An 18,826-nucleotide genomic window follows, 5' to 3' on the forward strand; every position below is an offset into this window, starting at 1 on the left:
TTAAACGTAGCAAAGTTTTCTGCACTGGCTAAACCGGCAGATATTCCATAAAATGCATTTAAAATATACTTTAAAAAATAAACAAAATGAGTAAGAACAAACAGAGTGAACGGGTCCTCAATCTTCCGGCCGGTTATTTTGGCATGGTACTGGGTACCATCGGGATGGGATTTGCGTGGCGCTACGCCAGCCAGGTGTGGCCGGTGAGCCACTGGATTGGTGATGGCTTAGTGATCCTCGCAATGGTCATTTGGGGATTACTGACGCTGGCATTTGTGAATCGCTTACTACGTTTTCCGCACAGCGTACTGGCGGAAATTCGTCATCCGGTGATGAGCAGTTTTGTCAGTCTGTTTCCAGCAACAACGATGCTGGTTGCGATTGGTTTTGTCCCTTGGTATCGACCGCTGGCGCTAGGATTGTTCAGCATTGGCGTGGTGATACAGCTGGCGTACGCCGCCTGGCAAACGGCAGGGCTGTGGCGCGGCGAGCATCCGGAAGAGGCCACCACGCCGGGTCTGTATCTGCCGACCGTTGCCAATAACTTTATCAGCGCCATGGCCTGTGGTGCACTTGGCTTCAACGATGCCGGGTTGGTGTTTTTGGGCGCCGGGGTATTTTCCTGGCTTAGCCTGGAGCCGGTGATTCTGCAGCGTTTACGTAGCTGCGGTGAACTACCGACGGTTTTACGTACTTCACTTGGTATACAGTTGGCCCCCGCGCTGGTCGCTTGTAGCGCCTGGCTTAGCGTCAACGGCGGCGAGGGGGATACGTTAGCTAAAATGCTATTTGGTTATGGTCTGCTGCAACTTCTGTTCATGCTACGCCTTATGCCGTGGTATTTGTCACAGCCATTTAATGCGTCTTTCTGGAGCTTCTCGTTTGGCGTGTCGGCCCTGGCGACGACAGGATTGCATCTGGGACACAGCAGCGAATCAGGATTTTTTCATACGCTGTCTATCCCACTGTTTATTTTTACCAATTTTATCATTGCATTATTACTGATACGTACGTTTGCATTGCTGATGCAGGGGAAACTGCTCATCCGCACGGAGCGTGCTGCATTACTGAAATCTGAGGATAAATAATGACCCTTTGCGACGAAAACTACTTTACTGAAAAATATGATTTAACCCGTACGCATTCCGATGTCGTTGAAGCGGCAAAAGTGGTTGCGCCAGGTAAAACGTTAGATCTGGGCTGCGGTAATGGTCGTAACAGCCTGTACCTGGCGGCAAATGGCTATGACGTTACTGCATGGGATAAAAACCCAATGAGCATCGCTAACCTTGAGCGCATCAAAGCGGCTGAGGGGCTGACCAACCTGAACGCGAAGGTCGCTGACCTTAATGCGTTACGTTTTGAGGGTGAATACGATTTTATTCTTTCTACCGTTGTACTGATGTTCCTTGAAGCTAAAACGATCCCTGGCCTTATTGAGAATATGCAACGTTGTACTAAACCGGGTGGATATAACTTAATCGTCGCAGCGATGGATACTGATGATTTTCCGTGCACAGTAGGTTTTCCGTTCGCGTTTAAAACCGGAGAATTACGCAACTATTACAGTGGGTGGGATCTGCTGAAATATAACGAAGACGTAGGTGAACTTCATCGTACAGATGAAAACGGTAATCGAATTAAACTGCGCTTTGCCACCATGCTGGCACGCAAAACTTCCTGAACCTCCCGTTTGGGTTAACTCTTTCTGCGTTCAGCATTTTTTGTGCTGAGCGCAGAGATAAAATTGTGCGGTGCTTACCATTTTTAGTACATCCAAAATGAAACTGTTTTGCTATCCTTTTTAGGCATCATTGCGAAAACTAAAGGGATCGTTTCATGCGTACTCAAACTTTATTTAAAGTTGCAGTGCTTACTGGCTTGTTGGCATTATCCGGCTGTGCGTCAAAAGTGACCGAGCCGGATAAATATTCTGGGTTTTTAAAAAATTACTCTGATCTGAAGGAAACAAAATCAGCATCGGGACAAACGGTACTCCGTTGGGTTGACCCGAGCTACAACGAATCCAAATATGACAACATTGTTTATAACCCGGTAACGTATTATCCGGTTCCTAAACCTACTACGCAGGTAGGGCAGCAGGTTCTTGATCAATTACTGACCTATACCAATACGAAGTTGAAAACGGCGATCGGTCAGCGTAAACCTCTGGTTACAACCCCAGGGCCACGTAGTCTGATTTTCCGCGGGGCGATTACCGGTGTAGCGACCAGCAAAGAAGGACTGCAGTTCTATGAAGTGGTCCCGGTTGCACTGCTCGTTGCAGGAACGCAAATGGCGACGGGTCACCGTACCATGGATACCAACCTCTATTTCGAGGGTGAGTTGATTGATGCAGCGACCAATAAACCGGTGATTAAAGTTGTACGTAAGGGTGAAGGTAAAGACCTGAACAACGAAAGCACGCCGATGGCGTTCGAAACGTTGAAGAAAGTTGTTGATGACATGGCGACCGATGCCTCCATGTTTGATGTGAACAAAAAACCACAATAAAAATGATGAACGCACCATCTCAGGATGGTGCGTTTTTTTATGCCACACGACGACGATAGAGTATTTTACCCATCAATGCTTCCGGTCGGGCAAACATCACCAGATTTCCCAGTAAGATCAACACCAATCCGGCAATCGCATTAACTTGCCAGATGTATCCTTCATACAATGTTGACAACGTCAGCGCCACCAGCGGGAACAGCAGCGTGCTGTATGCCGCCTTACTGGGACCAATGCGACCTACCAGCGTGAAATAAGCGCCAAAGGCAATCACTGAGCCGAAAATAGCCAGATATAACAGCGCGCTAAGATAGCTGAATGTCCACTGTGGCGTGAAGTTGTCGCCGCGCACCAGCGCAATGGCCGCGATCAGCAATGTGCCGTACAGCATGGCCCAGCTGTTGGTCGTTAACACTTCTAACCCTTTTTTCTGGTGACGCAGACTGATCATATTGCCCAGTGAGAAGCCGAAGGTTCCCAGAGCGCTCAAACCGATGCCCAGTAACAGTGAATGATTAAACCCGCTTTTGAGCAAATCCTGCCAAAACAGAGTCACGATGCCCGTCAGTCCCAGACCCGCTGCAATATAGAAGCGCAGCGGTGGTTTTTGCCCAAAAAAGATGAAGCTATTAACTGCATTGAACAGGACGGCCATCGAGAAAATCACCGACTCCAGGCCGGTATTAATCCACGCCGCAGCCGTATAAAAACACCAGAAGTTAAAGCAAAAAACGCATCCGCCCTGTAACAGACAAAACAGATGATCGCGGCCAGACAGTTTGCGTAATTTACCGCTTAGCAACAGGATCACTATCATCACCGAGCTGGCAACTGCGAAGCGCCAAAAGATAGAAACCGGCGCAGAAACCGGACCTTGCTGCAAATAAATCGCAATCCATGTCGTTCCCCAAATAACCACCACCAGGCAGTACAACAGTGCGTTCATACAACTCTCTCTTTTTGTCGTCAGACTTACACTGTGTCACGACGGAATGCAGGAGACTTTCATCGGCTTGCGGTGTACTTGCAAAATCTTGCGCTTTTTTTAGCGTAATAGTGAAAAGGCAGCTGTTAACGATATGTAGCTGATATAGACTGAAAGCCTGCTAACTTATTTTGAATGTGATGGTATGTCTCAGCCCTACGGTGCCTTTGAAAACTTGCGCAAACATAATGCCGTGCTGCATGAATCGGTTGCGTTACATTCAGGGATCCAACTGGCGGCCTGGTCGAACAAGCGCGATACCATCACCCAATATTGCGATCACCATACGCTCAGTTTATACATCGCAGATGGTTACGAGAGTTACCACAAGACGGCGGGAGGATGGAAGAATGGCGGGGGACCAGACCGTTTTTGCCTGATGCCGAAAGAGAGTGAGTCCAGTTGGGATATTCGTGACGATCTTTCCTTTGTTCATCTCTATTGTACGGACGCGCATTTGCGAGAAGTGGGTGAAAAAGTTTGGGACAAAAGCCCCTATAGTTTCACGCTGGACGAGCATACGTTTGGCAGTGACCCGGGGATCACGGCGGTTTACCGTCAGTTTTTGCTTGGTAACGACTGGCAGCAACCGGCCAATCACCTCACGCTTAGCGCGGCATCTTCACTACTGTTAACGCATCTGATCCAGCATTACAGCAATGTGCAATGGCGACTTCCCGTTGTCACCGGAGGGCTTGCGCCTGCCACATTGCGCAACGTGCTGGCCTATATTGAAGCACATCTGGCGTATCCCATAACGTTGAGCGATCTGGCAAGCGAGGCAGCGCTAAGTGAATTCCATTTTGCCAGAATGTTTCGCCAGTCGATGAATATGGCGCCTCATCAGTACGTCATGCAACGCCGTATGGCGCTGGCGCAGCAACTGGTCTGTTATTCATCACGCAGCCTGTCGGATATTGCAATGGCCTGTGGGTTCAGTTCGGCGAGCCATTTCAGTAACCGGTTTAAACAAGTGACGGGTAAAACGCCAACGCAGCTACGCGCGGCGAAATAATGTCAACACTGAGTAGCAGATACCGCCGACGACCAGCCCCCAGAATGCAGACCCAACACCAAATACCGTCAGACCACTGGCCGTAACCAGAAAAGTCACGATGGCCGCATCGCGTTCTGCTTCATTATGTAAGGCTTGGAATAAACTACCGCTAATCGTGCCGAGTAATGCCAGACCAGCAAGCATCTGGATCCAGCTTACGGGGAGGGCTGCCATCAGTCCTGTGACCGAACCGCCAAACACTCCAGCCAGAATGTAAAAGACACCCGCTGCCGCTGCGGCAAGCCAGCGTCGATTTGCATCTGGATGGGCTTCGGGGCTTTGGCAAATTGCGGCGGTTATGGCGGCGATGCAGATGGAATAGACGCCAAACGGCGAAAATAGCAGTGCCAGCAGACCCGTAAAAACAATCAGGGGTGAAACGGGTAACGAATATCCAGATGCTTTCATGGTCGCAATACCTGGGGCATTTTGCGAAGCCATAGTAACCAGAAACAGCGGTAGCGCAATGCTGATACTGTGGGCTAATGAAAAGTGTGGGGCAATAAACGCTGGCAACACCGGTGACAGATTAACACCATCGGTGACAATGTCACCTTTAACCAGGGCGATGGCTATGCCTACCAACATTGCGGCGATTACGGCATACCGTGGGGCAATCACTTTTAGTACTAACCACGCCAGCAGCATGCTGCCGCACAAGATAAGCTCACTGTTCAGGCTATTGAACGCCTGCAAACCAAAACGCAGCAAGATCCCGGCCAGCATGGCTGATGCCAGCGAGTGGGGAATAATTTTCATCAGACGGGCAAACAGCCCGGTTATACCGCACAGCACAATCAACGCATTAGCTACGATAAAAACACCGATAGCATCCTGAATCGATACGCCTTGCAGGCCCGTCACCAGCAGCGCGGCACCAGGCGTTGACCATGCGGTGAGTACAGGGGCGCGATACCACAATGTCAGCGCCAGCGTACTGACCCCCATTGCTAGCCCAAGTGCGGTCATCCAGCCTGCGATTTGTCCGGTCGTCGCACCTGCGGCGAGCGCCGCTTGCCAGATAATGGCCGCTGAACTGGCGTAGCCGACCAGGACCGCCACAAAACCCGACAAAACTGTAGGCAGTGGGATGGAAAATGTGCGCATAGCAACTCCGCGTGCGTTATAACGGTCAGTTACAGTAACACTGTGCGTTATAGCGTACAAGTGCTAAGCTGTAGCCCCGAGAAAGGAGAGCGACTAAGGAGAAAAATGGATAACTTAACCCACTATCTGGCCACAACGCTCAAGACGCTACGTCACCAGCGTGAATGGAGCCTTTCGCGTCTGGCGGAGGAAACTGGCGTCTCAAAAGCGATGCTGGGGCAGATTGAGCGCAACGAATCCAGTCCAACGGTGGCAACATTGTGGAAAATTGCCACTGGACTGAACGTCCCGTTTTCAACGTTTATTTCACCACCAGAGTCAGACGGCACGCTAACATTCGATCCCCAGCAGCAGGCGATGGTCGTCACGCCGTTGTTCCCGTGGGATCCGCAACTGTGCTTCGATCATTTTTCGATACTGCTGGCACCCGGCGCGCTCAGTGAATCTACTCCGCATGAAACCGGCGTAATTGAGCACGTGGTGGTGATTAGTGGTCTGCTGGATATGTGTATTGAGGGGCAGTGGCGCACCTTTAAATCCGGTGAGGGTGTCCGTTTCGCCGGAGATACGGCACATAGCTACCGTAACAGTAGCGAGCAAACGGTTCATTTTCACTCGCTGATCCATTACCCACGCGGTTAATCGGGAAAACTATTCCGAAACGCCGCGCTTGTGACTACAATAACCGCCATTTTTACCGCTTGTGGATGGTAACAACTGTATGCGCCAGCAGCCTCATCACCTTGAATTGTTAAGCCCGGCTCGGGATACCGCCATTGCGCGCGAAGCCATTTTGCACGGCGCAGACGCCGTTTACATTGGTGGACCAGGTTTTGGCGCGCGTCATAACGCCAGTAATAGCCTGAAAGATATTGCCGAATTAGTGCCTTTTGCCCATCGTTACGGGGCAAAAATCTTTGTGACGCTAAACACGATCTTGCATGATGATGAGCTGGAGCCCGCACAACGGTTAATTACCGATCTGTATCAGACCGGCGTTGATGCCCTGATCGTGCAGGATATGGGGATTCTTGAACTGGATATTCCCCCGATTGAACTGCACGCCAGCACCCAGTGCGATATTCGCAGCGTTGAGAAGGCGAAATTTCTATCTGATGTGGGATTCACCCAGATTGTGCTGGCGCGCGAACTGAGCCTTGAGCAGATTAACGCTATCCATCAGGCTACCGATGCGACCATTGAGTTTTTCATTCACGGTGCGCTGTGCGTTGCCTATTCAGGACAGTGTTATATTTCACATGCACAAACCGGACGCAGCGCTAACCGCGGCGACTGTTCCCAGGCTTGCCGTCTGCCGTATACCCTGAAAGACGATCAGGGGCGCGTGGTGTCCTATGAAAAACATCTGCTGTCGATGAAAGATAACGATCAGACCGCCAACCTGGGTGCGTTGATTGACGCAGGTGTGCGTTCCTTCAAAATTGAAGGGCGCTATAAGGACATGAGTTATGTGAAGAATATTACCGCACATTATCGCCAGATGCTCGACGCCATCATTGAAGAACGCGGCGATCTGGCCCGTTCATCAGCGGGACGTACCGAACATTTCTTTACCCCATCCACAGAGAAAACCTTCCATCGCGGCAGCACCGATTATTTTGTGAATGCCCGTAAAGGGGATATCGGCGCATTCGACTCGCCAAAGTTTATCGGTTTGCCGGTCGGCGAAGTCCTGAAGGTGGCGAAAGATCATCTCGATGTTGAGGTGACTGAACCGCTGGCAAACGGGGATGGCCTGAACGTGTTAATCAAACGCGAGGTTGTTGGATTCCGCGCCAACACCGTGGAAAAAACGGGGAACAATCGTTATCGGGTATGGCCGAATGAAATGCCCGCCGACCTGCACAAAGTGCGTCCGCATCATCCGCTGAATCGCAACCTCGATCATAACTGGCAGCAAGCGTTAACAAAAACTTCCAGCGAACGCCGTGTTGCGATCGATATTGAGCTCGGCGGCTGGCAGGAGCAGTTGATTCTGACGCTCACCAGTGAAGAGGGCGTGAGTATCACCCATACGTTGGACGGCCAGTTTGAGGAAGCGAACAATGCGGAAAAAGCGTTGAGTAACCTACAGGACGGACTGGCAAAACTTGGTCAGACGATGTACTACGTCCGTAATATTCAGGTGAATCTGCCGGGCGCGCTGTTTGTGCCAAACGGTCAACTAAATCAGTTCCGGCGTGAAGCCGTTGATATGCTGGATGCAGCGCGCCTGCAAAGCTATCAGCGCGGTAGCCGCAAACCGGTATCTCAGCCAGCGCCGGTTTATCCACAAACGCACTTGAGTTTCCTGGCTAACGTCTACAACCAAAAAGCGCGTGAGTTTTATCACCGTTATGGCGTTCAGTTGATTGATGCAGCCTATGAAGCTCATGAAGAAAAGGGCGAAGTGCCGGTGATGATCACCAAACATTGCCTGCGTTTCGCCTTTAACTTGTGTCCGAAACAGGCGAAAGGGAACATCAAGAGCTGGAAAGCGACACCGATGCAACTGGTTAACGGCGATGAAGTCCTGACGCTGAAATTTGATTGCCGACCGTGCGAAATGCACGTAATCGGCAAGATGAAGCATCACATTCTGAAGATGCCGTTGCCCGGCAGCGTTGTGGCTTCGGTCAGTCCAGAAGAACTGATGAAGACACTGCCGAAGCGCAAAGGTTAATCGTTAGCTCAGATGTGTATCGGGTTTGCGTGATTTTTGCCAGTGATGGTGTTCACGAAGATCGGCGGCGGATTCTTCCGCCGTCACTCGCAACTCATCGCTGTCGGCCGTGTGTCGTAGTAAATGATCGGCATCCTGCACCTGAAGATATTCATGTCCCTGATTAGTAGCGAAAAGTTGACCGGAAAAAAGCGCGCTGGCCAGCAATAACACCGTTAACCCTTTCTTAAACATCATGCACCCTCTGGTACGTTAGCTGCGGAATTGGCGATAATTTCGCCAGGTGACTATTCAATATTTTAATCGGGTTAATGACAATCTCTGTTTTGCCATTTCGATGTTTTTTACATATTTGTTTAGCCAGTGTTGGGATTTGTTACAACCGGGCAATACAGTGCAGCCCGATTGTTTGCAAGGAGAGTATCAGGACTTAAATCCGGCAGCTGTCATCAGGAGACGAAAGAACATACCAACGGCGGCCAGGGCCAGCACACTGCCCCCCCAGAGGATCACCAGCCACATCAGGCGTGTCCAGATTGTTTGTTGCATCAATGATACCCCTTACCATGTTGAACTTTGCCGCGGAAAACGTAGTAGCTCCAGAAGGTGTACACCAGGATTATCGGGATAATCAGCAGTGCGCCAACCAACATAAAGCCCTGACTTTGTGCCGGAGCCGCCGCCTGCCAGAGCGTAATAGACGGTGGAATGATATGTGGCCAGATACTGATCCCCAGCCCGCTAAACCCGAGAAAAATCAGCCCCAGTGTCAATACAAAAGGCAGCGTATGGCTGTTTTGCTGGCCCAGTGAGCGCCACAGCCAGAGACTGATAAGCGCAACCAGCAGCGGAACCGGCATCAGAAACCACAGGTTGGGCAGGCTAAACCAACGCTCGGCAATCGCGCTATGTGCCAGTGGTGTCCACAGGCTGATAATGGCAATCACAACCAACATTGCCAGCAGCAGTTTTTTGGCCACACTGCGCATTTTATCCTGCAACGGATTTTCGCTTTTCATCACCAGCCATGTCGCCCCCAGCAGGGCGTAAGCCACGACCAGACCAACGCCGCAGAACAACGTGAACGGGGTCAACCAGTCGAAAGAACCGCCGCTGTAGCTGCGTCCGGTAACGGAAAATCCGTTGAGTACGGCACCCACCACGACACCTTGCGTGAATGTCGCGAGGATTGAACCGCCGATAAAGGCTTTATCCCAGAATGGTCGGTGAGCCGGTGTGGCTTTGAAGCGAAACTCGAACGCGACGCCGCGAAAAATCAGGCCGATTAGCATCAGGGTCAACGGGATGGTCAGCGCATCGACGATCACCGCATAGGCCAGGGGGAAAGCGCCGAATAATCCTGCGCCGCCCAACACCAACCAGGTTTCATTGCCGTCCCATACCGGGGCGACGCTGTTGACCATCACATCGCGGTCGTCAGCGTCCTGAATCGCTGGGAATAAAATGCCAATCCCGAGATCAAAACCGTCCATCACGATATACATCAGCGTGGCGAAGACGATAATTACAAACCAGATAACTGATAAATCGATACCCATTAGCGATGTGCCTCCGGTTGAGAATCGAGGACGGCGGCTGAAAGCGGCCGGGCAGGCGTGCCTGTTGGCGGAATAGTCGGGTCATCTTCCTGTGGCCCTTTACGGATCAGGCGGATCATGTAGCTGTAACCCACGCCAAACACTGAGCTGTACACCACAAAGAAGGACAGCAGGCTGATGCTCATATGTAAATCGCCATGTGCAGAAACCGCATCCGCCGTACGTTGCAGACCGTAAACCACCCACGGCTGACGGCCAACTTCAGTGGTCACCCAACCGGCAAGGATGGCAATCAGACCGGAGGGGCCCATCCATAAGGCAAAGCGCAGAAAAGGGCGTGAGGTGTATAAACGCTGCTTATAGCGCAGCCACAGGGCAAAAGTACCCAGCAGGATCATCAGCATGCCTAGCCCGGCCATTATGCGAAACGACCAGAACACCATGGTGGAGTTGGGCCTGTCTTCTTTAGGAAACTCTTTTAGGGCCGGGACCTGTTTGTCCAGACTATGGGTCAGGATTAGACTGCCTAGCGCCGGGATTTCCAGCCCATAGCGGGTGCGTTCCTGCTCCATATCCGGCCAGCCGAACAGCAGCAGCGGAGTCGGTTCACCAGGGTGATTTTCCCAGTGTCCTTCAATCGCAGCAATTTTTGCCGGCTGATGCTTCAGCGTATTCAAACCGTGCATATCGCCAATCAAGGCCTGCAGTGGAGCGACGATTAATGTCATCCACAGCGCCATCGAAAACATCGCTCGAATTGCTGGTGTGTTATTCCCGCGCAGCAAATGCCACGCCCCAGAGGCGGCAACAAACAACGCGCTGCTCAGGAAGGCGGCAACCGACATATGCAGCAGACGATAGGGGAATGAAGGATTGAAAATAACGGCGAACCAGTCGACGGGAACGACCTGGCCGTTAACTATTTCATAGCCTTGCGGTGTCTGCATCCAGCTGTTGGAGGCGAGGATCCAGAAGGTTGAAATAATGGTACCCAGTGCGACCATGCAGGTGGCAAAGAAATGAAGTCCTGGACCAACCCGATTCCAGCCAAACAACATCACCCCAAGGAAACCAGCTTCGAGGAAGAAGGCGGTTAATACTTCATAGGTCAGTAACGGCCCAGTGATACTCCCGGCGAACTCGGAAAAACCACTCCAGTTGGTGCCGAACTGATAAGCCATCACCAGCCCGGAAACGACACCCATACCAAAATTTACGGCGAATATTTTCGACCAAAAATGGTAAAGCGATCGCCAGGTGGGGTTTTTCGTTTTTAACCATAGCCCTTCAAGCACAGCCAGATAACTGGCGAGTCCGATAGTAATAGCCGGAAAGATGATGTGAAAGGATACCGTAAACGCGAACTGGATCCTTGCCAGGTGAAACGCGTCAAGACCGAACATGCTTAACTCCGCAGGCAAAATTGATTTAGCGCAATTCTAAGTCTGAGGAGCAATGGAAGGCAGAAACAGAACAGTTCTTTTTAACCATAACAGTTGCAGCGCTGTTATAAGTTGCACTCGCTGATATGAAATCTGGAAGCTTGATTCCTGTTATTGAATAGCGTTCTCTTCTTGAAATACGCGCCGTAGGCAAAGAACTGTCATTACCGATGTTGTAAAACTGTTAACTATAACAGTTAAATAAAATACCCTGATTATGTAAACTGATATACACAGTGGTTGTCACCGACACCGGTAATCAGGACGAAAAATGAAAAAATACCAGCGACTGGCAGAGCAAATTCGCGATCAAATTGCGTCTGGCGTATGGCAGCCGGGCGATCGCTTGCCATCTTTGCGTGAGCAGGTGGTCAGCAGCGGCATGAGTTTTATGACCGTCGGACACGCATACCAGTTGCTGGAAAGCCAGGGGCGGATTATTGCCCGACCGCAGTCTGGTTATTATGTCGCCGCGCGCCCCGAACGTGAACTTGCTGCGCCGCAGGTGCAGGTCATGCGCGATGAAGCAGTGGATATCAATACCTACATTTTTGATATGTTGCAGGCCAGCCGGGATGCGTCAGTGATGCCCTTTGCCTCCGCATTCCCCGACCCGCGGCTGTTTCCACTTCAGCAGTTGAATCGCTCGTTGGCGCAGGTGAGTAAAACTGCCACAGCCATGAGCGTGATTGAAAACCTGCCGCCGGGGAATGCTGAGCTGCGTCATGCCATTGCCCGTCGCTATGCTCAACAGGGGATGACCATTTCACCTGACGAAATCGTCATCACCACCGGCGCGTTGGAAGCCCTTAATCTGAGCCTGCAAGCGGTCACTGAACCGGGTGACTGGGTGATTGTCGAAAACCCCTGTTTTTACGGGGCGTTGCAGGCCCTGGAACGATTACGTCTGAAGGCGTTGTCGGTGGCCACCGACGTTAACGAGGGGATCGATCTTGCTGCGTTGGAGCAGGCGTTGCAGGAGTACCCGGTAAAAGCCTGCTGGCTAATGACCAACAGCCAAAACCCACTGGGTTTTACGCTCAGCGCAGAGAAAAAGGCGCGTCTGGTCGCCTTGCTGGAAAAATACCACGTAATGTTGATTGAAGATGATGTTTACAGCGAGTTGTACTTTGGCCGCGAAAAACCGTTGCCTGCCAAAGCCTGGGATCGCGCCGACAGCGTTCTGCATTGTTCGTCTTTCTCGAAGTGCCTGGTGCCAGGATTTCGTATTGGCTGGGTAGCAGCAGGGAAACATGCCCGGCGTATTCAGCGACTCCAGCTAATGAGCACCTTATCTACCAGTTCGCCTATGCAGCTTGCCCTTGTTGATTATCTTTCAACCCGGCGCTATGACGCGCATTTACGGCGCTTGCGTCGGCAACTGGCGGAACGTAAACAACAGGCCTGGCAAACGCTGCTGCGTCATCTTCCGGCGGAAGTCAAAATTCACCACAACGACAGCGGTTATTTTCTGTGGCTGGAGCTGCCGGAACCGCTTGATGCCGGTGTGCTCAGTACCCATGCGCTGGCACACCACATCAGTATTGCGCCGGGGAAAATGTTCTCGACCTCGGGAAGCTGGACACGTTTTTTTCGTTTTAATACTGCATGGCACTGGGGAGATCGCGAAGAGCAGGCCGTAAAACAGCTTGGTAAATTAATTCGTGAAATGATGAAATAAACCATAACGCGCTATTCAATATAAATGAATAGCGTGTTCTTATTTTCGAAATAGTGAATGCTGAACCACGGTATTATTTATATCGGGTGTGTCCATACAAAATATCAATAGTTAATACTATTGCCACCTCTGCGTCTAACTCCTTGTCTATACTCCAGAAGATTACCCCCTGGTCAGAGTCTGTAGCGTAATGAGCGTTAGCTCACAACCTGATTAAATTTCCTTGCGCCAGCAGGAACGCTTACAACACCCCGACTATTTTTAGAAAAGGACATATATTTACGGCAAGGCTGCCGCTCAATATTTTTTAGACAGGAGTAAGACGTTATGAGCAAGCAGTTTGCCCTCAGTAGCCTGTGCGCACTCAGTATGACGCTGATGACTGCGCAGGCAGCCGAACCCCCCACATCATTAGATAAACCGGAAGGCCGCCTGGATATTATTGCCTGGCCGGGTTATATCGAACGTGGACAAACCGATAAACAATATGACTGGGTCTCGCAGTTTGAGAAAGATACCGGCTGCGCGGTTAATGTAAAAACGGCAGCCACATCCGATGAGATGGTCAGCCTGATGGCAAAAGGCGGTTACGATCTGGTTACCGCTTCTGGTGATGCCTCACTGCGCCTGATTATGGGAAAACGCGTTCAGCCGATTAATACCGCGCTGATCCCTAACTGGAAAAGCATCGATCCGCGGGTGGTAAAAGGCGAATGGTTTAACGTTGGCGGAAAAGTTTACGGCACACCGTACCAGTGGGGACCAAACCTGCTGATGTATAACACCAAAATTTTCCCAACGCCGCCGGATAGCTGGAACGTGGTGTTTGTTGAGCAAAAACTTGCGGACGGGAAAAGCAATAAAGGGCGCGTTCAGGCCTACGATGGCCCGATCTATATTGCCGATGCCGCGTTATTCGTTAAAGCCACTCAGCCGCAGTTGGGTATTACCGATCCCTATCAGCTCACTGAAAAACAGTATCAGGCGGTGATCAAAGTCCTGAGCGATCAGCACGCGCTGATCCATCGCTATTGGCACGATACCACCGTGCAAATGAGCGATTTCAAAAACGAAGGCGTGGTAGCGTCAAGCGCCTGGCCTTATCAGGCTAACGCCTTGAAAGGCGAAGGTCAGCCAATTGCCACGGTCTTCCCAAAAGAAGGGGTTACCGGATGGGCTGATACCACCATGCTGCACAGTGAAGCGAAACACCCGGTTTGTGCTTACAAATGGATGAACTGGTCATTAACCCCGAAGGTACAGGGCGACGTAGCGGCCTGGTTTGGTTCTCTGCCAGTAGTGCCTGAAGGTTGTAAAGCCAGCCCGTTACTGGGTGAAAAAGGCTGTGAAACCAACGGCTATAGTTATTTCGACAAAATTGCCTTCTGGAAAACGCCGATTGCCGAAGGTGGAAAATTCGTTCCTTACAGTCGCTGGACGCAGGATTACATCGCCATTATGGGCGGTCGTTAATTCCGCTGGGGGTTTTATGACGTACGCAGTGGAGTTTCATAACGTCTCGCGTTTGTATGGGGATGTTCGAGCAGTTGATGGGGTAAGTATTGCGATTAACGACGGTGAGTTTTTCTCTATGCTGGGGCCATCCGGCTCCGGCAAGACCACCTGTCTGCGCCTGATTGCTGGGTTTGAACAACTGTCAGGCGGCGCAATCACTATTTTTGGTAAACAGGCCAGCGAATTGCCGCCCTGGGAGCGGGATGTAAATACGGTATTTCAGGATTACGCGTTATTCCCGCACATGTCGATTCTCGACAACGTCGCTTACGGGCTGATGGTCAAAGGCATCGATAAAAAACAGCGCCACGCCAAAGCGCGAGAGGCGTTGGATAAAGTTGCGCTCGGTTTTGTTTATGAACGCAAACCATCGCAACTTTCCGGTGGTCAGCGGCAGCGCGTGGCGATTGCCCGGGCGCTGGTCAATGAGCCGCGCGTCCTGCTGTTGGATGAACCGCTCGGGGCATTGGATCTCAAACTGCGCGAGCAGATGCAGCTGGAGCTGAAGAAATTACAGCAATCCCTTGGTATCACCTTCATTTTCGTCACTCACGATCAGGGGGAAGCCCTGTCGATGTCCGATCGTGTGGCGGTGTTTAATAACGGTCGCATCGAACAGGTGGATTCTCCGCGCGAACTGTACATGCGTCCGCGGACACCGTTTGTGGCAAGTTTCGTCGGGACGTCCAATGTCTTTGATGCCACGATGTCAGCGAACGTTTGCGGGCTACAGGGGATGTTCTCCCTGCGTCCGGAACATATTCGTTTGAATGATGCCGGGGGTGAAGTCCAGGCTACGGGAGTTATCCAGGCGGTGCAGTACCAGGGCGCGGCGACGCGGTTTGAGCTAAAACTGGCCGGTGGTGAAAAGTTGCTAGTTAGCCAGGCGAACCTGACGGGCGAAATGCTACCGTCAACGTTGTCGCCAGGTCAGCAGGTGATGGCATCCTGGTCACGCGACGTGATGGTACCGCTGGTTGAGGAGAGGTGAATGGCTATGAACGTCTTACATTCGCCTCCACAGTCGACCAACCTGAATCGGATCTCAGGTTACTTCTGGCGTAATCCGGGGCTGGGGCTGTTTTTGCTGCTCCTCGGACCGCTGATGTGGTTTGGCATCGTCTACTTTGGCTCATTACTGACACTGTTGTGGCAAGGTTTTTATACCTTCGACGATTTCACCATGTCGGTCACACCAGACCTGACGCTGGCGAATTTGCAGGCGCTGTTTAATCCCGCTAACTACGACATCATTTTGCGCACTCTGACGATGGCGGTAGCGGTCACCATCGCCAGCGCGATTCTGGCGTTTCCGATGGCGTGGTATATGGCTCGCTATACCAGCGGCAAAATGAAGGCTTTTTTTTACATTGCCGTAATGTTGCCAATGTGGGCCAGCTACATCGTTAAAGCCTATGCGTGGACGCTGCTGTTGGCTAAAGACGGCGTGGCGCAGTGGTTTTTAACCCACCTTGGGCTGGAGCCGTTGCTGCTTTCGTTCCTGACATTACCTGCGGTAGGCGGCAATACGCTGTCGACTTCAGGGTTAGGGCGTTTCCTGGTGTTCGTCTATATCTGGCTGCCGTTTATGATCCTGCCGGTACAGGCCGCGCTGGAGAGACTTCCGCCGTCGCTGTTACAGGCTTCTGCTGATTTGGGCGCGCGTCCGCGTCAAACCTTCCGCTATGTGGTGCTTCCATTGGCGATACCGGGCATTGCAGCGGGTTCGATCTTTACCTTCTCTCTGACGTTGGGCGACTTTATTGTGCCGCAACTGGTGGGACCGCCGGGCTATTTCATCGGCAACATGGTGTATTCACAACAAGGGGCGATCGGCAATATGCCGATGGCGGCGGCATTTACTCTGGTGCCGATTGTGTTAATCGCACTGTATCTGGCGTTCGTGAAGCGTCTGGGAGCTTTCGATGCACTCTGAACGCGCACCCTGGCTACTCAAACTGGCGGCATGGGGCGGGGTTATTTTCCTGCACTTTCCCATCCTCATCATCGCCACCTATGCTTTTAATACTGAGGAGGCTGCTTTTAGTTTTCCACCCCAGGGATTAACGCTGAAGTGGTTTAGCGTTGCTGCGCAGCGTAGCGATATCCTGGAGTCTGTGACGTTGTCACTTAAGATCGCTGCGTTGTCGACAGCTATTGCCCTTGTTCTGGGGACGCTGGCCGCGGCCGCGCTGTGGCGTAGGGACTTTTTTGGCAAAAGTGCAATATCGCTGTTGCTACTGTTGCCGATCGCGCTGCCGGGCATTATTACCGGCCTTGCGCTGTTGACGGCGTTTAAAACCATCAACCTGGAACCGGGTTTTCTCACGATCGTGGTGGGCCATGCGACGTTTTGCGTGGTGGTGGTGTTTAACAACGTTGTGGCGCGTTTTCGCCGTACCTCATGGAGTCTGGTCGAAGCGTCTATGGATCTTGGCGCCAATGGCTGGCAAACCTTTCGTTATGTCGTGCTGCCAAATCTGGCATCGGCACTTCTGGCGGGGGGGATGCTGGCGTTTGCCTTGTCGTTTGATGAAATCATCGTGACAACGTTCACCGCCGGACATGAAAGAACACTTCCTCTGTGGCTGCTCAATCAATTGGGCCGTCCACGGGATGTGCCGGTCACCAACGTTGTGGCATTGCTGGTAATGCTGGTGACAACACTGCCAATTTTAGGGGCCTGGTGGCTAACGCGTGAAGGCGACACTCTCGCCGGAAACGGTAAATAAACGACGATATGGGAAATTGCTATGCAACATCAATTACTGATTAATGGCGAGCTGGTCAACGGTGAAGGTGAAAAGCAGCCAGTCTATAACCCTGCCACTGGTGAACTCATTCTGGAGATTGCTGAGGCGTCAGCCATGCAGGTTGATGCCGCTGTACGTGCAGCAGACGCCGCGTTTGCCACCTGGGGGCAAACCACGCCGAAAGTCCGCTCTGAACTGCTGCTGAAACTGGCGGATGCTATTGCTGATAACGCGCAAACCTTCGCTGAGCTGGAATCACTTAACTGCGGTAAACCGCTGCACTGTGTTCTCAACGATGAAATTCCCGCTATTGTCGATGTTTTCCGCTTCTTCGCCGGTGCGGCGCGTACCCTGCAAGGACAGGCGGCCGGTGAATATCTGGAAGGGCATACCTCGATGATTCGCCGTGATCCACTGGGCGTGGTGGCCTCTATTGCGCCGTGGAACTATCCGCTGATGATGGCGGCGTGGAAGCTGGCTCCAGCGTTGGCGGCGGGAAACTGCGTGGTGATTAAACCGTCAGAGATTACCCCGCTGACGGCGCTTAAATTGGCCGAATTCGCCAAAGACATTTATCCGGCTGGCGTGATTAACGTGCTGTTTGGTCGCGGTAAAACGGTGGGCGATCCGCTGACCGGCCATGAAAAAGTGCGCATGGTTTCGCTGACCGGCTCCATTGCAACCGGCGAACACATTATTCAGCACACCGCGCCGTCAATTAAGCGTACGCATATGGAACTGGGCGGAAAAGCTCCGGTGATCATTTTTGATGATGCCGATCTGGATGCTGTGGTGAGCGGCGTGCGGACCTTTGGTTATTACAACGCCGGGCAAGACTGTACCGCCGCTTGCCGAATTTATGCCCAGAAAGGCATTTATGATGCACTGGTCGAAAAACTTGGCGCCGCCGTTGCCAGCCTGAAAATCGGTCCGCCGAATGATGAATCGACCGAGCTGGGACCGGTGAGCTCGCAGGCACATCTCGATCGCGTGACTAAAGCGGTCGATGAGGCTAAAGCGTTGGGCCATATTAAGGTCATCACCGGCGGTAAAAAAGTGGATGGTTCAGGCTACTATTTTGCCCCGACGCTGCTTGCTGGGGCGAAGCAGGACGATGCCATCGTACAGCGGGAAGTTTTCGGTCCGGTGGTCAGCGTGACCGTATTTGATGATGAAGATCAGGTGCTGGCATGGGCCAACGATTCGAAATACGGCCTGGCATCCTCCGTCTGGACCCGGGATGTTGGGCGAGCGCATCGCTTTAGCGCTCGCCTGCAATATGGTTGCACTTGGGTCAATACCCATTTCACGCTGGTTAGCGAGATGCCGCACGGTGGGCAAAAACAGTCCGGCTATGGAAAGGATATGTCGGTTTATGGGCTGGAGGATTACACGGTTATTCGCCATGTTATGATCAAGCATGAGTAATATCTTAAGCGCGATCGGCGAATGGGGCACGGATAGCTAAATATTGGCATACGTGTGTCTATACTATTCGCGCCACTGGCCTCGTCGCCATCGGACGGCGGT

General features: G+C 51.9%; 18 protein-coding genes. 12 read left to right on the forward strand and 6 right to left on the reverse strand.

Annotated features, from left to right (window positions below):
- Positions 1 to 86 precede the first annotated feature (86 nt).
- The 3 genes from tehA (at position 87) to OGY37_RS18550 (ending at position 2,514) form a co-directional block, all read left to right on the forward strand.
- Positions 87 to 1,088, forward strand: coding sequence for a dicarboxylate transporter/tellurite-resistance protein TehA (gene tehA, locus OGY37_RS18540; RefSeq protein ID WP_286621513.1), 1,002 nt, complete (start codon positions 87 to 89; stop codon positions 1,086 to 1,088).
- A complete protein-coding gene (gene tehB, locus OGY37_RS18545; RefSeq protein WP_003833160.1) occupies positions 1,088 to 1,684 on the forward strand; it encodes a tellurite resistance methyltransferase TehB in 597 nt (198 codons plus the stop codon). Before tehA ends, tehB begins: the two co-directional genes overlap by 1 nt.
- Positions 1,685 to 1,839: 155 nt before the next feature.
- Positions 1,840 to 2,514 (forward strand): DUF3313 domain-containing protein, encoded by a 675-nt coding sequence (locus OGY37_RS18550; protein ID WP_003833157.1) that lies wholly within the window; start codon positions 1,840 to 1,842, stop codon positions 2,512 to 2,514.
- 37 nt (positions 2,515 to 2,551) lie between these two features.
- On the opposite strand, the gene OGY37_RS18555 is transcribed toward OGY37_RS18550, so the two are convergent.
- Positions 2,552 to 3,460, reverse strand: coding sequence for a DMT family transporter (locus OGY37_RS18555; protein ID WP_198579206.1), 909 nt, complete (start codon positions 3,458 to 3,460; stop codon positions 2,552 to 2,554).
- A 184-nt stretch (positions 3,461 to 3,644) separates the two neighbouring features.
- Between OGY37_RS18555 and OGY37_RS18560 the strand changes: the two genes are divergently transcribed.
- Positions 3,645 to 4,514, forward strand: coding sequence for an AraC family transcriptional regulator (locus OGY37_RS18560; protein WP_003833154.1), 870 nt, complete (start codon positions 3,645 to 3,647; stop codon positions 4,512 to 4,514).
- Here the strand turns inward: OGY37_RS18560 and OGY37_RS18565 are convergent.
- The gene (locus OGY37_RS18565; protein WP_126317998.1) at positions 4,497 to 5,663 is read right to left on the reverse strand and encodes a benzoate/H(+) symporter BenE family transporter; all 1,167 of its coding nucleotides are present in this window, start codon (positions 5,661 to 5,663) and stop codon (positions 4,497 to 4,499) included. The genes OGY37_RS18560 and OGY37_RS18565 overlap by 18 nt on opposite strands.
- A gap of 105 nt (positions 5,664 to 5,768) precedes the next feature.
- Here OGY37_RS18565 and OGY37_RS18570 point away from each other — a divergent pair, with 105 nt between their 5' ends.
- Both OGY37_RS18570 and rlhA read left to right on the forward strand, forming a co-directional pair.
- Positions 5,769 to 6,305 carry a helix-turn-helix domain-containing protein gene (locus OGY37_RS18570; RefSeq protein ID WP_071446326.1) on the forward strand — a complete coding sequence of 179 codons (537 nt, stop codon included), beginning with the start codon at positions 5,769 to 5,771 and terminating at the stop codon, positions 6,303 to 6,305.
- A 79-nt stretch (positions 6,306 to 6,384) separates the two neighbouring features.
- Positions 6,385 to 8,346, forward strand: coding sequence for a 23S rRNA 5-hydroxycytidine C2501 synthase (gene rlhA / locus OGY37_RS18575; RefSeq protein WP_218667415.1), 1,962 nt, complete (start codon positions 6,385 to 6,387; stop codon positions 8,344 to 8,346).
- Between the two features lie 3 nt (positions 8,347 to 8,349).
- On the opposite strand, the gene OGY37_RS18580 is transcribed toward rlhA, so the two are convergent.
- The 4 genes from OGY37_RS18580 to OGY37_RS18595 form a co-directional block, all read right to left on the reverse strand.
- Entirely contained in the window at positions 8,350 to 8,580 is a 231-nt protein-coding gene (locus OGY37_RS18580; protein ID WP_003020233.1) for a DUF2554 family protein, read from the reverse strand.
- A 189-nt stretch (positions 8,581 to 8,769) separates the two neighbouring features.
- On the reverse strand, positions 8,770 to 8,895 hold the full coding sequence (locus OGY37_RS18585) for a DUF2474 domain-containing protein (protein WP_267390987.1): 126 nt from the start codon (positions 8,893 to 8,895) through the stop codon (positions 8,770 to 8,772).
- On the reverse strand, positions 8,895 to 9,905 hold the full coding sequence (cydB, locus tag OGY37_RS18590) for a cytochrome d ubiquinol oxidase subunit II (RefSeq protein WP_286621516.1): 1,011 nt from the start codon (positions 9,903 to 9,905) through the stop codon (positions 8,895 to 8,897). The genes OGY37_RS18585 and cydB overlap by 1 nt, the downstream gene beginning before the upstream one ends.
- The gene (locus OGY37_RS18595) at positions 9,905 to 11,308 is read right to left on the reverse strand and encodes a cytochrome ubiquinol oxidase subunit I (protein WP_286621518.1); all 1,404 of its coding nucleotides are present in this window, start codon (positions 11,306 to 11,308) and stop codon (positions 9,905 to 9,907) included. Before OGY37_RS18595 ends, cydB begins: the two co-directional genes overlap by 1 nt.
- Positions 11,309 to 11,618: 310 nt before the next feature.
- Between OGY37_RS18595 and OGY37_RS18600 the strand changes: the two genes are divergently transcribed.
- The 6 genes from OGY37_RS18600 to patD all read left to right on the forward strand — a co-directional run bounded on the left by OGY37_RS18600 (position 11,619) and on the right by patD (position 18,724).
- A complete protein-coding gene (locus OGY37_RS18600) occupies positions 11,619 to 13,028 on the forward strand; it encodes an aminotransferase-like domain-containing protein (RefSeq protein WP_149280979.1) in 1,410 nt (469 codons plus the stop codon).
- A gap of 327 nt (positions 13,029 to 13,355) precedes the next feature.
- Positions 13,356 to 14,501 (forward strand): putative ABC transporter substrate-binding protein YdcS, encoded by a 1,146-nt coding sequence (gene ydcS / locus OGY37_RS18605; protein WP_181511068.1) that lies wholly within the window; start codon positions 13,356 to 13,358, stop codon positions 14,499 to 14,501.
- 16 nt (positions 14,502 to 14,517) lie between these two features.
- Complete coding sequence (locus tag OGY37_RS18610) at positions 14,518 to 15,534, forward strand: ABC transporter ATP-binding protein (protein WP_003833135.1); 1,017 nt, start codon at positions 14,518 to 14,520, stop codon at positions 15,532 to 15,534.
- Complete coding sequence (locus tag OGY37_RS18615; protein WP_003833133.1) at positions 15,535 to 16,479, forward strand: ABC transporter permease; 945 nt, start codon at positions 15,535 to 15,537, stop codon at positions 16,477 to 16,479.
- On the forward strand, positions 16,469 to 17,275 hold the full coding sequence (locus OGY37_RS18620) for an ABC transporter permease (RefSeq protein ID WP_003020204.1): 807 nt from the start codon (positions 16,469 to 16,471) through the stop codon (positions 17,273 to 17,275). The genes OGY37_RS18615 and OGY37_RS18620 overlap by 11 nt, the downstream gene beginning before the upstream one ends.
- A gap of 21 nt (positions 17,276 to 17,296) precedes the next feature.
- On the forward strand, positions 17,297 to 18,724 hold the full coding sequence (gene patD / locus OGY37_RS18625) for an aminobutyraldehyde dehydrogenase (RefSeq protein ID WP_003833127.1): 1,428 nt from the start codon (positions 17,297 to 17,299) through the stop codon (positions 18,722 to 18,724).
- The last annotated feature ends 102 nt before the right edge of the window (positions 18,725 to 18,826 follow it).

It is taken from the genome of Citrobacter sp. Cpo030 (assembly GCF_030333005.1).
GTDB classification, from domain to species: Bacteria; Pseudomonadota; Gammaproteobacteria; order Enterobacterales; family Enterobacteriaceae; genus Citrobacter; species Citrobacter portucalensis.

What these genes read in the sequence shown, in the direction of transcription:
- OGY37_RS18620 (WP_003020204.1), top strand. Translation starts at nt 16,469, where the DNA reads ATGCACTCTGAACGCGCACCCTGGCTACTCAAACTGGCGGCATGGGGC.
- OGY37_RS18570 (WP_071446326.1), top strand. Translation starts at nt 5,769, where the DNA reads ATGGATAACTTAACCCACTATCTGGCCACAACGCTCAAGACGCTACGT.
- OGY37_RS18550 (WP_003833157.1), top strand. Translation starts at nt 1,840, where the DNA reads ATGCGTACTCAAACTTTATTTAAAGTTGCAGTGCTTACTGGCTTGTTG.
- OGY37_RS18585 (WP_267390987.1), bottom strand. Translation starts at nt 8,895, where the DNA reads ATGCAACAAACAATCTGGACACGCCTGATGTGGCTGGTGATCCTCTGG.
- OGY37_RS18560 (WP_003833154.1), top strand. Translation starts at nt 3,645, where the DNA reads ATGTCTCAGCCCTACGGTGCCTTTGAAAACTTGCGCAAACATAATGCC.
- rlhA (WP_218667415.1), top strand. Translation starts at nt 6,385, where the DNA reads ATGCGCCAGCAGCCTCATCACCTTGAATTGTTAAGCCCGGCTCGGGAT.
- tehB (WP_003833160.1), top strand. Translation starts at nt 1,088, where the DNA reads ATGACCCTTTGCGACGAAAACTACTTTACTGAAAAATATGATTTAACC.
- tehA (WP_286621513.1), top strand. Translation starts at nt 87, where the DNA reads ATGAGTAAGAACAAACAGAGTGAACGGGTCCTCAATCTTCCGGCCGGT.
- OGY37_RS18580 (WP_003020233.1), bottom strand. Translation starts at nt 8,580, where the DNA reads ATGTTTAAGAAAGGGTTAACGGTGTTATTGCTGGCCAGCGCGCTTTTT.
- OGY37_RS18610 (WP_003833135.1), top strand. Translation starts at nt 14,518, where the DNA reads ATGACGTACGCAGTGGAGTTTCATAACGTCTCGCGTTTGTATGGGGAT.
- OGY37_RS18595 (WP_286621518.1), bottom strand. Translation starts at nt 11,308, where the DNA reads ATGTTCGGTCTTGACGCGTTTCACCTGGCAAGGATCCAGTTCGCGTTT.
- OGY37_RS18600 (WP_149280979.1), top strand. Translation starts at nt 11,619, where the DNA reads ATGAAAAAATACCAGCGACTGGCAGAGCAAATTCGCGATCAAATTGCG.
- cydB (WP_286621516.1), bottom strand. Translation starts at nt 9,905, where the DNA reads ATGGGTATCGATTTATCAGTTATCTGGTTTGTAATTATCGTCTTCGCC.
- OGY37_RS18615 (WP_003833133.1), top strand. Translation starts at nt 15,535, where the DNA reads ATGGCTATGAACGTCTTACATTCGCCTCCACAGTCGACCAACCTGAAT.
- patD (WP_003833127.1), top strand. Translation starts at nt 17,297, where the DNA reads ATGCAACATCAATTACTGATTAATGGCGAGCTGGTCAACGGTGAAGGT.
- ydcS (WP_181511068.1), top strand. Translation starts at nt 13,356, where the DNA reads ATGAGCAAGCAGTTTGCCCTCAGTAGCCTGTGCGCACTCAGTATGACG.
- OGY37_RS18555 (WP_198579206.1), bottom strand. Translation starts at nt 3,460, where the DNA reads ATGAACGCACTGTTGTACTGCCTGGTGGTGGTTATTTGGGGAACGACA.
- OGY37_RS18565 (WP_126317998.1), bottom strand. Translation starts at nt 5,663, where the DNA reads ATGCGCACATTTTCCATCCCACTGCCTACAGTTTTGTCGGGTTTTGTG.